11 protein-coding genes are annotated in these 13,995 nt (G+C 38.3%); 7 read left to right on the top strand and 4 right to left on the bottom strand.

What is annotated here, in order from left to right; translation table 11 throughout:
- Positions 1 to 52: 52 nt before the first annotated feature.
- The gene (locus A6B41_RS07030) at positions 53 to 1,144 is read right to left on the bottom strand and encodes an extracellular solute-binding protein (protein ID WP_027074346.1); all 1,092 of its coding nucleotides are present in this window, start codon (positions 1,142 to 1,144) and stop codon (positions 53 to 55) included.
- Between the two features lie 232 nt (positions 1,145 to 1,376).
- Between A6B41_RS07030 and grpE the strand changes: the two genes are divergently transcribed.
- The 5 genes from grpE (at position 1,377) to A6B41_RS07055 (ending at position 10,385) form a co-directional block, all read left to right on the top strand.
- Positions 1,377 to 1,955 carry a nucleotide exchange factor GrpE gene (gene grpE, locus A6B41_RS07035; RefSeq protein ID WP_027074345.1) on the top strand — a complete coding sequence of 193 codons (579 nt, stop codon included), beginning with the start codon at positions 1,377 to 1,379 and terminating at the stop codon, positions 1,953 to 1,955.
- 79 nt (positions 1,956 to 2,034) lie between these two features.
- A complete protein-coding gene (locus A6B41_RS07040; protein ID WP_027074344.1) occupies positions 2,035 to 2,487 on the top strand; it encodes a DUF441 domain-containing protein in 453 nt (150 codons plus the stop codon).
- Entirely contained in the window at positions 2,487 to 6,401 is a 3,915-nt protein-coding gene (gene hrpA / locus A6B41_RS07045; RefSeq protein ID WP_027074343.1) for an ATP-dependent RNA helicase HrpA, read from the top strand. The genes A6B41_RS07040 and hrpA overlap by 1 nt, the downstream gene beginning before the upstream one ends.
- A 221-nt stretch (positions 6,402 to 6,622) precedes the next feature.
- Complete coding sequence (locus A6B41_RS07050; RefSeq protein WP_027074342.1) at positions 6,623 to 9,421, top strand: S8 family serine peptidase; 2,799 nt, start codon at positions 6,623 to 6,625, stop codon at positions 9,419 to 9,421.
- 94 nt (positions 9,422 to 9,515) lie between these two features.
- Positions 9,516 to 10,385, top strand: a complete 870-nt coding sequence (locus A6B41_RS07055) for a VirK/YbjX family protein (protein WP_027074341.1) — start codon at positions 9,516 to 9,518, stop codon at positions 10,383 to 10,385.
- A 101-nt stretch (positions 10,386 to 10,486) separates the two neighbouring features.
- Here the strand turns inward: A6B41_RS07055 and ung are convergent, their stop codons facing one another.
- A complete protein-coding gene (gene ung, locus A6B41_RS07060) occupies positions 10,487 to 11,164 on the bottom strand; it encodes a uracil-DNA glycosylase (protein ID WP_027074340.1) in 678 nt (225 codons plus the stop codon).
- A gap of 173 nt (positions 11,165 to 11,337) precedes the next feature.
- Between ung and grcA the strand changes: the two genes are divergently transcribed.
- Positions 11,338 to 11,721, top strand: coding sequence for an autonomous glycyl radical cofactor GrcA (gene grcA / locus A6B41_RS07065; protein WP_027074339.1), 384 nt, complete (start codon positions 11,338 to 11,340; stop codon positions 11,719 to 11,721).
- Between the two features lie 173 nt (positions 11,722 to 11,894).
- Entirely contained in the window at positions 11,895 to 12,353 is a 459-nt protein-coding gene (locus A6B41_RS07070; RefSeq protein WP_027074338.1) for a LexA family protein, read from the top strand.
- Between the two features lie 70 nt (positions 12,354 to 12,423).
- Here A6B41_RS07070 and A6B41_RS07075 read toward each other — a convergent pair whose 3' ends face one another.
- Both A6B41_RS07075 and nfo read right to left on the bottom strand, forming a co-directional pair.
- Positions 12,424 to 12,981, bottom strand: a complete 558-nt coding sequence (locus tag A6B41_RS07075; RefSeq protein ID WP_027074337.1) for an NlpC/P60 family protein — start codon at positions 12,979 to 12,981, stop codon at positions 12,424 to 12,426.
- 128 nt (positions 12,982 to 13,109) lie between these two features.
- Positions 13,110 to 13,955, bottom strand: a complete 846-nt coding sequence (nfo, locus tag A6B41_RS07080) for a deoxyribonuclease IV (RefSeq protein WP_027074336.1) — start codon at positions 13,953 to 13,955, stop codon at positions 13,110 to 13,112.
- Between the last annotated feature and the right edge of the window lie 40 nt (positions 13,956 to 13,995).

The raw sequence follows: 13,995 nt of genomic DNA on the forward strand, positions 1-13,995 counted from the left end.
AAAAAACAAAAACCTCCGAAAGTCTTTCGGAGGTTTCATAATTAATCAGCCATTATTTTGCTGCTTTTAATTCTTGATAGTATTTTTCGTAAAGTTCAATTGCATCGCCAACGTCATCTTGCCATTGAGATTTTTGTAAAATTTCTGCAGACGGATAAATTGCAGTATCTTCCGTAATCTCTTTTGGTAATACTTTTAACGCTTCCACGTTTGAAGTTGGATAACCAATCGCTAAGGTTAATTGTTCAGAAACTTTTGCACTTAACAAGTAGTTAATGAGTTTATGTGCATTTTCTTTATTTTTCGCACTAGCAGGGATCGCTAATGTATCTACCCAAAGCACCGGGCCTTCTTTTGGGAATACCATATCAACAGGTGCATTTTCTTTCTTCGCAATGCGTACAGAGCCGTTCCATAACTGACCTACAGAAACCTCACCGGAAATGAATGAGTTAGCCGGGTTATCAGAAGTGAATGAAAGTACGTTTGGACGTAATTTTTTCAACTCTTCAAATGCTGCTTTAATATCATCCGGATTCGTTGTATTCGGGTTTTTACCTAATTTTAATAACGCAATATTAAATACTTCACGAGCATCATCTAATAATTGAACTTTACCTGCGAATTCAGGTTTCCATAAATCACCCCAAGAATTGAAGGTTTCACCTTTGTAATCTGCTGTATTAAACGCAATACCCGGCGCACCTAATAGCTGTGGTAATGAGTATTTGTTGCCTAGATCATAAGGTTTGTTTAACCAATCTTGGTTTAACTCTTTAATAACCGGAAGTTGAGCATGATCTAATTCCGCTAACATTCCTTCTTTTGCCATTTTAGAAACAAAGTAATTTGATGGAGCGATAACATCATAACCGCCATCTTTACCTTGTAATTTTAATTTCGCGTACATTGTTTCGTTAGATTCAAGACTTGAAACTTCTACTTTAATGCCGGTTTCTTTGGTAAATTCATCTAACAAGCCTTCAGGTACATATTCAGTCCAAGTATAAAGATGAACTGTTTGATTTGTTGCTTGTGGTTTCGCATCAGCAGCGGCTTTCGGCTCCGTGCCTTTTTCTTCATTACATGCTGTTAATGCAACTGTTGCTAAACCGGCTGCAAATAAACCTGCTAATTTTTTCATTTAAGTTTTCTCCGTTAAAGAAAAGTGAGTAAAAAATATAGCCTTGCCTAAGGGCATTAAAAAGACTGGGAAATTGTAAGCTACCCCCTAGATTTTGCAAGCCTTTTCTTATTGAAAAGGTCATTTTTCATTAAAATTTCTTCTCAAAACTTGAAATCCCCTGATTTATCGCTATATTAAGGGAGATTTATCCTTTTGGGATTTAATATTTATTTAGAGCTAGAGGTTAAAAATGACAACAAACGAAAATGTTCAAGAAGAAATTAAAAATGAAGAAATTCAAATGGAAGAAGTAATAGAAGAACAAGAAAAAATTGAGATTGATCCATTAGCTGCCGCTCAAGACAAAATTGCCGAGCTGGAAGCCTATATTCTTGAAGCCGATAAACGTGAGCAAGATATCCAACTCCGTGCGCAAGCAGAAATTCAAAACATCCGCCGTCGCGCCGAGCAAGATGTTGAAAAAGCACATAAATTCGCGCTAGAAAAATTCTCAAAAGAATTACTAACCGTAGTGGATAATTTAGAACGTGGCTTAGATGCGTTAGACAAAGCGGTAACCGATGAAACTACCCAAGCCTTAGTTGACGGAGTGGAAATGACTCATAAAGAATTCATTAGCACCTTAGCCAAATTTGGTGTTGTTTCAATTGGTGAGGTAGGTGAGGCTTTCAACCCGGAATTACACGAAGCTATTTCAATGCAACCGGCAGAAGGAATTGAAGCTAATCATATCAGCAGCGTATTACAAAAAGGCTACACTTTACAGGGGCGTGTAATTCGCCCGGCAATGGTGATGGTTGCTGCTTAATATTCAATTTGGCATGATGACCAGAAAATATCCTCTCTCCCTTACTTACCCGAAGTAAGGGGTTTTACATTTTAATACTATGACACTACAACTTAATTCCGTTGCTCTGCTGCTGGTTGTGCTGATTGTACTCGGCTTAGTCAGCCAAAACAGTGCAGTCACCATTTCTGCGGCAGTGTTGCTGATTATGCAACAAACACTCCTTTCCAAATACCTCCCGTTTGTCGATCAATACGGCTTGAAACTCGGGATCATTATTTTAACCATTGGCGTGTTAGCTCCGCTGGTTTCGGGGCGGATTGCGATTCCTGAATTAGCCCAATTTCTCAACTGGAAAATGGCTCTCGCCATCGTTGCCGGCGTGATTGTCGCGTGGCTCGGCGGACGTGGAGTCAGCTTAATGGGCGGTCAGCCGATTTTGGTGACGGGCTTGCTGATCGGCACCGTCATCGGCGTGGCATTTTTGAAAGGCGTACCGGTAGGACCATTGATTGCCGCTGGCATTTTATCGCTCGTGCTAGGAAAATCGTAATGGCTGAATTGCAAAAAAATAAGAAAAATCAACCGCTTGTCAAACTTGAAAACATCACCACAAGCGACTATCGCCGTTTGTCTGCTCGCCTAAAAGGGGCAGAAAATATCAAAAACGAGGCCAACAAGCGGTCGGTTTTAGCCGAGATTTCGCAAGACCTCGCTACTTGTCAGGATCGCTTTTTCGCACGCACTCAGCACGCTCAAAGCCTCAAAATCGACTACCCTGATCTTCCTGTCTCCGCCCGCCGTGAAGAAATTTTGAAACTGATTAGCGAAAATCAGGTGGTGGTGATTGCGGGTGAAACCGGCTCGGGTAAAACTACCCAGTTACCGAAAATGTGTTTGGAACTCGGGCGTGGGGTGAAAGGCTTGATCGGCCATACCCAGCCCCGCCGAATTGCGGCTCGCTCGGTCGCCACTCGCATTGCCGAAGAGCTTAAATCCGAACTCGGTGACACGGTCGGTTACAAGGTACGTTTTAACGATCAAGTCGGCGAAAACAGCCTCATCAAACTGATGACGGACGGAATTTTGCTCGCCGAAATTCAGCACGACCGCTATTTCAACCAGTACGACACATTGATTATTGACGAAGCCCACGAACGCTCGCTCAATAACGATTTTATCTTGGGCTATCTCAAACAAATTCTGCACAAACGCCCCGATCTGAAAGTGATCATCACCTCGGCGACCATTGATGTGGAACGCTTCTCCAAACATTTTAATAACGCACCGATTATCGAAGTTTCGGGACGGACTTTTCCTGTGGAAGTGCGTTACCGCCCGCCTATTTTTGATGAAAATGGAGAAGAAAAAGATCAAGACCAACTGCAAGGGATTTTAAATGCGGTCGATGAGCTGCAAGCGGAAGGACGTGGCGATATTTTAATTTTTATGAACGGTGAGCGAGAAATTCGAGATACCGCCGAGGCATTGGAAAAACAAGAGCTTCGCTTTACCGAAATTCTTCCACTCTACGCCCGATTATCTGCTGAAGAGCAACAACGTATTTTTAAACCGAGTGGCTTAAATCGAGTTATTTTAGCAACTAATGTGGCGGAAACCTCACTTACTATTCCTAATATCAAATACGTAATCGACACCGGCACGGCACGCATTTCCCGATACAGCTACCGCACCAAAGTCCAACGCTTGCCGATTGAGCCGATATCACAAGCCTCGGCAAATCAGCGAAAAGGGCGATGTGGTCGTATTTCCGAAGGTATTTGTATTCGCCTCTACTCTGAGGAAGATTTTAACAATCGCCCACAATTTACCGATCCGGAAATTCTGCGGACTAACCTTGCCTCTGTTATTTTGCAAATGGCATCGCTTGGTCTGTCTGATATTGCCAACTTCCCATTTGTAGACTCGCCTGATGTTCGCCAAGTGCAAGATGGTATTCGCCTATTGGAAGAACTCCAGGCATTTCACCATAAGAAAACCAAACACGGTGAGATACGTGAGCTTACAACTATTGGTAAACAACTCGCCCAACTCCCTATCGACCCACGTTTAGGGCGAATGGTGATCGAGGCCGCCAAAAACGGCAGTTTGCACGAAGTGATGATGATTGTGTCTGCCCTTTCGATTCAAGATCCGAGAGAGCGTCCGCAAGAAAAACATCAATCAGCAGATGACAAACATCGCCGTTTCGCCGATAAAGATTCGGATTTCTTGGCATTTGTGAATCTGTGGAAATTTATCCAAACGCAACAAAAAGAGCTGACGAAAAACCAGTTCCGCAAGCTCTGCCAAAAGGATTACTTAAATTATCTACGAGTGCGTGAGTGGCAAGATATTTATCACCAACTTCGTCTTGCTGTGCGTGAAATGGGCTTGCCGATTAATAGCCTAGAGGCAAATTATCAGCAAATTCATACTGCTTTACTTAGCGGGTTGCTTTCCCACATTGGGCTGAAAGACAATGAAAAAATGTACTATTTAGGGGCAAGAAACGCCCAATTTTTTATTTTCCCTAATTCGATACTGTTTAAAAAGCAGCCGAAATGGATTGTCGCTTCTGAGCTAGTTGAAACGACAAAGCTATGGGCAAGAACCGTTGCCAAAATCGAACCTGAATGGATTGAACCTTTGGCCCAACATTTAGTAAAAAGTAGTTACAGCGAGCCGCACTGGTCGAAATCCAAAGGCTCAGTGATGGCGTATGAAAAGGTGTCGCTCTATGGCTTGCCGATTGTGGCAAATCGTCCTGTAAATTATGGGACTATCGCTCCTGAAACCTGCCGTGAAATTTTTATCCGCTCGGCTATGGTGGAAGGTGATTGGCACAATAATTACAAATTTTTTAAAGAAAATAACCGCTTGATCAAGGAAGTAGAAGACTTAGAGCATAAATCCCGCCGCCGTGATATTTTGGTTGACGAGCAAGTGCTGTTTGATTTCTACGACCAACGTGTCGGCACAGAAGTAGTGTCAAGCAAACATTTTGACAGTTGGTGGAAACAGGCGAGCAAGCAAAATCCGGAATTGCTTAACTTTGAAAAATCGTTCTTAATTAATGAAGAGGCAAACAAAGTCAGTGAGCTGGATTTCCCGAATTTCTGGCATCAAGGCCAGCTTAAGCTGAAATTAACGTACCAATTTGAAATCGGCAAAGAGCATGATGGTGTCACAGTACATATTCCGCTGCCGTTATTAAACCAAATTGAACCGGAGGGCTTTGATTGGCAAATTCCCGGATTACGACACGAATTAGTGGTTTCCTTGATTAAATCCTTGCCAAAAGCCGCTCGCCGTAATTTTGTGCCGGCACCAAATTATGCAGACGCCTTTTTAGCGAAAGCCGAGCCGTTCGCTAAGCCGTTGCTGGAAAGTTTAACCTATGAGTTAAGACGAATGACGGGTGTGACGGTGGAATCCGAACTTTGGGATCTCAGCCAACTACCGGCTCATTTACGAATGACTTTCCGGGTGATTGATGAAAAAGGCAAGAAAATTGCCGAAAGTGAGAACTTAGATGAGTTGAAGTTTTCGTTAAAAGACCAAGTGCAAAATACGCTTTCAAACATTGCTGATGACGGCATTGAGCAAAGTGGCATCCACGTTTGGAGCTTTGCCGAACTGCCACAGTTCTACGAGCAGAAAAAACAGCATTTTAGTGTTAAAGCCTACCCTGCGATTGTGGATGAAAAAGAGTCTGTCGGCATTAAATTGTTTGAAACCGAGTTCGAACAAGCACGTGCAATGCAAGCCGGCTTACGTCGTTTGTTGCTGTTAAATGTGCCTTCACCAATTAAATATCTGCACGAAAAACTGCCGAATAAAGCGAAACTCGGCTTGTATTTCGCCCCGTTCGGCAAGGTGTTGGACTTAATTGATGACTGTATTGCCTGTGCGGTGGATAAATTAGTGGAAGAATTTGGTGGCTTTGTATGGAATGAGGAAAAATTCCAAGCGTTACACGAATTTGTGCGGGCAAACCTAAATGATACAACGGCTGAAATAGCGTTACAGGTTGAAAAATGTCTGACTCTCGCCTTTGAAATTAACAAGCGAATGAAAGGCAAAATGGATTTTACGATGGCGTTTGCTCTCTCAGATATTAAAGCTCAAATTCAAGGGCTAATTTACCCCGATTTTGTCACTAAAACCGGTCATCAACGCTTGGGTGATTTATATCGTTACCTTAGTGCCATTGATAAACGTTTGGATAAACTCGGTACCGACACTAACACCGATAGAGCTAAAATGCTCAGAATAGAGCAAATGCAAAATGCTTATAAGCAACTATTAGCAAAACTGCCAAAATCTAAAGCAATTCCAGATGAAATATTAGAAATTCGTTACATGATTGAAGAACTGAGAGTGAGCCTATTTGCCCAGCAAATCGGCACCAAATATCCTATTTCCGATAAGCGGATTTTGAATGTCATTTCTGCAATAAATTAACATTCCTATAGCATACAAGCGGTCAGATTTGCAAAAAATATTGCAAATCTGACCGCTTGGATCTCTTACCTTATATCAAGCATCCCACATAAATTCTTTCACTCTCAAAATATAAGTTTAATTATCCATAAAAAACTTGAGGTAAATCAAAAAAGATGAGAACTATTTGCAATAATAGACATCATAGGTATAATCCCATTTTTTTTATAAGGAGACTATAAATGCTTGAAAAATATTATTTTAATAAAAGCTGTATTGCAATCGCCATTTCTACTTTCTTATCTACTAGCGTAGCCTACGCAGACTCTTTGGAATCGCCTCATTCAGGCATTAAGCTTTCGGATGAGATCAGTTCTAAATATAGTGGTAAGGGAGTGAAATTAGGTGTACTAGATGGCGGGTTTGTTGTTCAACATCCACTGAATTCATCAAAACTTCACCCATCTAGTTTTAAACTAACTTCACCAGATGGAAAAGTGCTAACCTATGATCCGAGTTACTTGCAATTTGAAGTAAAACCCGTCGAACAGAATGGAAAAAAAGGTCTAACAGCTCTATTTGAAACTCATGGCTTAGGGGTATCCGGCGTTATTTCAGCGAAAGCTTCCAAAAAAGATGGCTTTAAAGGTGGTGTAGCTAAAGATGCTGAGATTCACATTGCAACAAATACTCCAAACCGAAGCTTAGCTGAATTAATTGCTGAAGCACAGCAATCAGAAAGTGAGGACGAAGGTCAGGGGGATTCAAAAAACCAAAAACCTAATTTTGATGAGCTTGCCAAAGATGATTTATTACTCACTAAAGAAAAAAGGCTCTCATTTGAACGCTTAGAGTGGGCAACCGCTTTAAATAAGCTTGTCGAACGAAATCTATTCTCCATTAATAATAGTTGGAATCTTGATCCTATCAGCGATAATATTGCCGATTTCGATAAACTTTATCATTCTCTATCAACAGATAAACAAAATTCACTGCTTCAAGCAGTCTTAAATGCCAAAAGGAAAAATACGTTATTAGTCTTTGCGGCAGGAAATGAGAGTAAAAAGCAAGTTGGTGTGATGGCAATGTTACCTCGTTACCTACCCGAACTGGAAAAACACTACCTATCAGTTGTGGCTGTAGATAATAAAAATAATCTCACGAAATACTCTAACCATTGTGGTGTAAGTAAAAATTGGTGCGTTGCCGCCCCCGGAGATCTTGCGGTCCTCAATGCCGTTCCAGATAGTAAACTTAAACCGCAATATAATCTTGCTAAAGAACAAGGAACATCCCTTGCCGCACCTGTAGTTACAGGAGCTTTAGCTATCTTAAAAGAACGTTTTAACTATCTAGCCCCAACGCAAATTCGTGATACTTTATTAACCACTGCAACCGATCTTGGTGAAAAAGGGGTAGATGATAAATATGGCTGGGGAGTGATTAATATAGCCAAGGCGATTAATGGCCCGAGTCAATTTTTAAATGATGAAACGGTTAATGTGACACGAGATGATCGCTGGAAAAATGATTTCTCAAGTAAATTTAAATTTACCAAGCAAGGTGAAAAATCATTAGATTTAGCCGGTAAAAATAATATTGCCCGAATTGATGTTGAACAAGGCAGACTCAACTTAAGCGGAATTACTCAATCCAAACAAGTGAAAAATAATGCCCATTTAGGTGTAAATCAAACTGAAATTAGGCAAGGTTATATGGCTACTGAAAATAGCCAATTAACCTTATTGGATAGTAATGGTTTAATTGGTAAAGATAAAGCAATTATTCAGCTAAATGGTTCGTTAAAAATTGCTGATAAATTAACGGAAAATAGTAAACAAGGTAGTATTTCAGCTACTGTTGTAAAACTTCATGATAAGGCGAGCTATCAAGGTGGGTTCACAAAACTAATTGATAATAAAAATTTAGCCAATAAAGGCTTAATGCAAGATCTCTATTTTAAACAGTCTGAAATTATTGCGAAAGTCAATTCAAATAAAGCCTTTACTGATCCTAATGCCAGTGATAATGCCAAGTCTGGACTGAGCCTATTAAATCAACTTAGAACCAGCTCATTTGCATATCGTCAGGGGGTATATAATGACTGGCTACAATCTGCATTAGAGCAAAAGAAATTAGGTCAGCTACATTATGCGGTTTCTAATCATATTTATGCTGATGCTTTAGCATTATTGCGTCATCAAAATGCAAAACAACTTAGCCATGTTCAGCATAATTTATTTACTGCAGCCTATTCACCACAAAAAACGTCAGTTTGGCTTGAGCATAGTGGCCAAAAACATTCTAAAGTGGCAATTAAACAGAACTCATCTACTCTCGGTTTGAGCCATAAGTTCAATGATAACGCATTATTGAGTGCAACATTAATGCGAAAAAATCATCATATGGACAAAGATTTTGCTCATGCAGACCTAAAACAGACAAGCTTAAATATTGGATTACGTTATCCTTTAGCCGATCATTGGTTTAGTGAGTTAGCACTGCAATTTGGGCAGCAGAAATACAACCAACGCCGTTGGTACAAAAAATCTCAGCTCGGTCAGGCTCAAAACAAAGGGCATCATATGGGGGGAGAAATTCGTGTCGGTTATCAATTTATGCCTCAAACTTGGATAATTGAACCAAGCCTAGGGGTTCAGTTCATTCAAACGAGAATGAAAGCTCTCAATGAAAAAGGCGAACTTGCAACAAATACCGCAGCTCTTCGCTATAACGATATTAATCTCACACCGAGTGTGAAATTAAAATACACCGTTAAATTTGAGCAAGGCAGTATTTCGCCTTATGTTGGTTTGAACTACTTACATCGAGTAAAAGGAAAAGAAAGTAAAATTACCAGTCAACTCAATGGCTACCCATTACAAAGCTATGCGACACAAAAACGTAACCATGCTTTAAATCTTGAAGCCGGCATGCAGTTCCAATATAAAAATTGGTTCGTTTCTGCGAATGTTGATTATGATCGCATAAAATCAACGAATGCTTTTGGTTGGAAAACCAATATCGGCTTAACTTTCTAACTAATTATTCCAAACCTAAAAGTGGCACAGGCTTGCTTTGCTTGTGCCTATATCCTTTTAACTCTAATTATAGTATTTACATTCAAACAATCTTATGAAGAAATTATTTCATTTCCCCAAATTTACTGAAACATTTCCAAATGAAAAAAGACCATCTAAGCTACTAAGAGAATATTTTCGTTACAGCTTCCGCAAGGTATGGTGTTCAACCCAATGTATTCAATTGACAAATTACTTAAACAATTCGCCTTTATGGGCAAAATTATTTAATCAAAACTTATATAGGGTTAATACACTTTTAGATACTTACTGTGATAAAACTTTTAATAAAAAACAAAGATTAAAAGCTATCAAAGAAAACTTTACGCGTTTTGAAAATTTATTCAGAATAAATTTTTGCAATCAACTTGTAACACAGCAAGAGGTTTGTATTGCCAAATTAAGTGATGAACTGAATTTATATCTTAGCATTAATCAAATCGATCCCCTGGAAGGTTTCTTTTCATTAAATATTAGAAATAATCAAAAAGAGCATATCTACGATGCTTCTTTTACCTTATTAGAGGCAAATAAAATTCTAATTTCCTCAATACAAGGACCTAACAGTAAATCTGCACAGGATCTTATAAAATCAGCTACTAAACAACTATATGGTATTCGCCCTATGTTTATGCTGATTTATATATTTAAATTAATTGCTGAGAAATTTAATTTAGAATTACTCGGAATCCCTCATAAAAGACAAGCAAAATACCGTTGGAATGACCATTCCAGATTATTATTCAATTACGATATTTTTTGGCGAGAGAATAATGCTATTCTTATAAAAAATGATTATTGGTTATTGAATAATAATATTGAGAGAAAACCATTAAATATCATACCGAGCAAAAAACGTTCTATGTATAAGAAACGTTACCAATTGCTCGATGATATTAAAGAAAAAATAAATTTAATGTTTTAATTAATATACACATAATAATCTAGACAAATTTATTTCTCTTACGTAAAAGACCAATCTTTTATTAGATTGGTCTTTTACGTAAATATTATGCAATACTGTTATTAATAATCTATTTCTAGCCGTAATTGCCAATTAATCGGAGCTATTCCTTTCGAAAGCAAATATCTATTGGTTTTTGAAAAATGCTTACATCCAAAAAATCCACGATAAGCAGAAAGTGGCGATGGATGAGGACAAGTCAGAACCAAGTGACGGTTACGGTCAATAAACTGCCCTTTTCTCTGAGCATGGCTTCCCCAAAGCAAGAAAACTAAATTTTCACGGTAAGTATTTAACTGTGCGATCACTTTATCGGTAAAAATTTCCCAACCAATTTGAGCATGAGAGTTAGCTCTGCTTTGTTCAACTGTTAATACCGTATTCAACATAAACACGCCTTGTTTTGCCCAATCAACTAGATAACCATGTTGAGGAATTTGAAATCCTTCAATATCATCAGATAGTTCTTTATACATATTGAGCAAAGAAGGAGGGGGAGCAATAGGCGGTTTTACTGAAAAAGCCAAACCATGAGCTTGATTCGGCCCATGGTAAGGATCTTGCCCAAGAATAACTACTTTCACCTCGCTAAATTCTGTCAAAGCAAAAGCACTAAATACCTCATTTTGAGGCGGATAAATGACCTTACCTGCTAACCGTTCATTATGCACATATTGCAAAATATGCTGAAAATAACTTTTTTGTTTTTCTTCGCCTAAAGCTTCTGTCCAAGTTTTCATAACAACACCCTAAATGACTACTTTTTAATCAATTAATATATTTATCTTCAAATTTGGTTAAATTTTTATCGCTTTTTATCTCAAAAAGGGTAAAATAGCTTCAAATAAATTTGAATATTTAAAATTTTTTTGTAATTTTCACTTTAACTGCTATTTTATTAGGAGAAATTAAAATGATCAAAGGTGTACAAATCACTGAGTCAGCAAACAGCAACTTATTGAATTCATTCTGGTTATTAGATGAAGCTAAAAACGAAGCTCGCTGCCTAGCTGCTAAAGCAGGTTACCAAGAAGATCAAATTGTTGCAATCAGTGACTTAGGTCAAATTGCATATCGTGAAGTACCGGTTAATGTTGCACCAACTATTAAAGTTGAAGGTGGTCAGCACTTAAACGTAAATGTTTTACGCCGTGAAACATTGGAAGATGCAATCAAAAACCCAGAGAAATATCCTCAATTAACAATCCGTGTTTCTGGCTATGCAGTTCGTTTTAACTCATTGACCCCAGAGCAACAACGTGATGTTATTACTCGCACATTTACAGAAAGCTTATAATATCAGCTTTTAGCAATAAGAAGCACCCTAGTGGTGCTTTTTTATTCTCTCTAATTAACCTACAAGCGGTCAAAATACTGGTTAAATTTACAAAAAATTTTGCTCAAACTATTGACACTGGTATTTTACCCAGTAAAATACCCTGTATAAAAACACATATTGAGGATTTTACCATGGCTTCAGTTACACGCATTAGTGCTAAAACAGTATCACATCAACCTATTCCACTTTATCGTGACTTTAACAGTAACCGCTCTGTTAAATTAGATTTAAATTCACTTTGTATTAAACGCCCAACAGAAACATTCTTTATTCATGTTAAAAACCCTAATCTACTCGCTTGGGGAATTGAGCTGGATGACTTATTGATTGTGGAAAACACTGATCAATACTTAGTCAATGATCTACTGGTTATTGAAAAAAATGGAGAATATAAGTTCTACCAATTTTTTAACGAAATCGAAAATACTTATGGAATTAAAGAAAAAATCTTATTCTCATTAGACGTCAGTGAACCAAACCTACGCATTAAAAATTGGGATGAAATCGAAATTTCAGGTGTAATTATGAATGTCGTGCACCAAATGCGTACACGTGGAACATTTACTCAAACAAAACAACGTGTAGCCTAATGAAGATGATAATAAAAAAGCGATAAAGGACACTTTTATAAATAAGAGTGTCCTTTAATCTACAAAATAATTAAATTACTCGGCGAGATTGGGTGTAAGTTCTTGACCAGTAACTTTCTGATAATGAACTCGTAGTGACACCACGGCTTGAACTTGCGTGAACAAATTTACCGTTACCAATATAAACGCCTACATGATTATTTTTGCGGAAGAAGACTAAATCTCCCGGACGAAGATCTGATTTTGAAATAGAACGGCCGACATAGCGTTGTTCTGCGGTTGAACGAGGCATATCTTTGTTGAAAGCCTTGTCCATTACTTCACGCACAAATGCCGAACAATCAATACCGGCTTTAGTTGTGCCCCCCATTCTATAACGAGTTCCAGCCCAATTATGGTAAACACTATTAATGCGGCTAAAATTAGAATTAACTGAAATAGTCGGACGATTAGTTAAAGAGATGGAAGATTTAGATAATCTTTCTGCTTTACTTGCAATAATTTGGTTTGGTGTTGCAGGTTTAGAACTTAAACTTGCGGCTGCAATAGAGGAATATCCTCCAAAAACTGCCAAAATAGAAGTAATCAATAAAGGTTTAAAAGTCGTTGCAAAAAGATTTTTTTTCATAATTTATATCTCGTCTCGCCAGAACAATTACAGCGGTTAATTCCTTAGTGAAGATCTTCTCAAAGATCAAAAAATAAATAAAACAATGGTCTGGATTTCTCCAGACCCACAACTCAGACCAGTATAACTTATTTTAGTTCCAATGTGCGAAGAAATTTTATCTCTTCTGCCCAAATTTCAGGCGAAATTGTTTCTAAAATAAGCGGAATGCGATCAAAATTTGCATTTTGCATAATAAACTCAAATACTTCTGTGCCGATTGTGCCTTCTCTTAAAGTATGATGACGGTCAACGCGGCTACCCAAGGGAGTCTTTGAGCCGTTTAAATGCATTCCTTTTAAATAGTTAAAACCAACGGTTTGCTCAAAATCTTTAAAAACAGCCTCACTTTTTTCATAGGAACTAATATCATAGCCGGCAGAATATAAATGGCAGGTATCTAAACAAACTCCTACTCTGCTTTTATCTTCCACCTGCTCAATAATTTTCGCTAAATGATCAAAATGCCAACCTAAATTAGAGCCTTGCCCTGCCGTATTTTCAATGACTGCAATCACATTAGGCACTTTTTCTACTGCTATATTAATCGACTCCGCAATTCTAGATAAACAATCTTCTTCCGAAATTTTTTTCAAATGTGCACCTGGATGGAAGTTTAGTAATTTCAGGCCTAGCTGATTCGCTCTTGTCATTTCATCAATAAATGCCTCACGCGACTTAGCCAAAGCATCCGCCTCCGGATTACCCAAATTAATTAAATAACTATCATGTGGTAAAATTTGCTCGGCACTAAAATGATGTACCTGACAAAATCGCTTAAATTTTTCAATGGTATCTGCTTTTAAAGCTGGAGCTTGCCATTGCCGTTGATTTTTTGTAAATAAAGCAAAGGCATTTGCCCCTATTTCTACTGAACGCAATACTGCATTCTCGACACCGCCGGACGCACTAACATGAGCACCAATATATTTCATTTTATCCTCTCTTATTTTTATTTCTGCTATACTACTAACT

The sequence above is a fragment of the Mannheimia granulomatis genome, from assembly GCF_013377255.1.
Taxonomy (GTDB): Bacteria; Pseudomonadota; Gammaproteobacteria; order Enterobacterales; family Pasteurellaceae; genus Mannheimia; species Mannheimia granulomatis.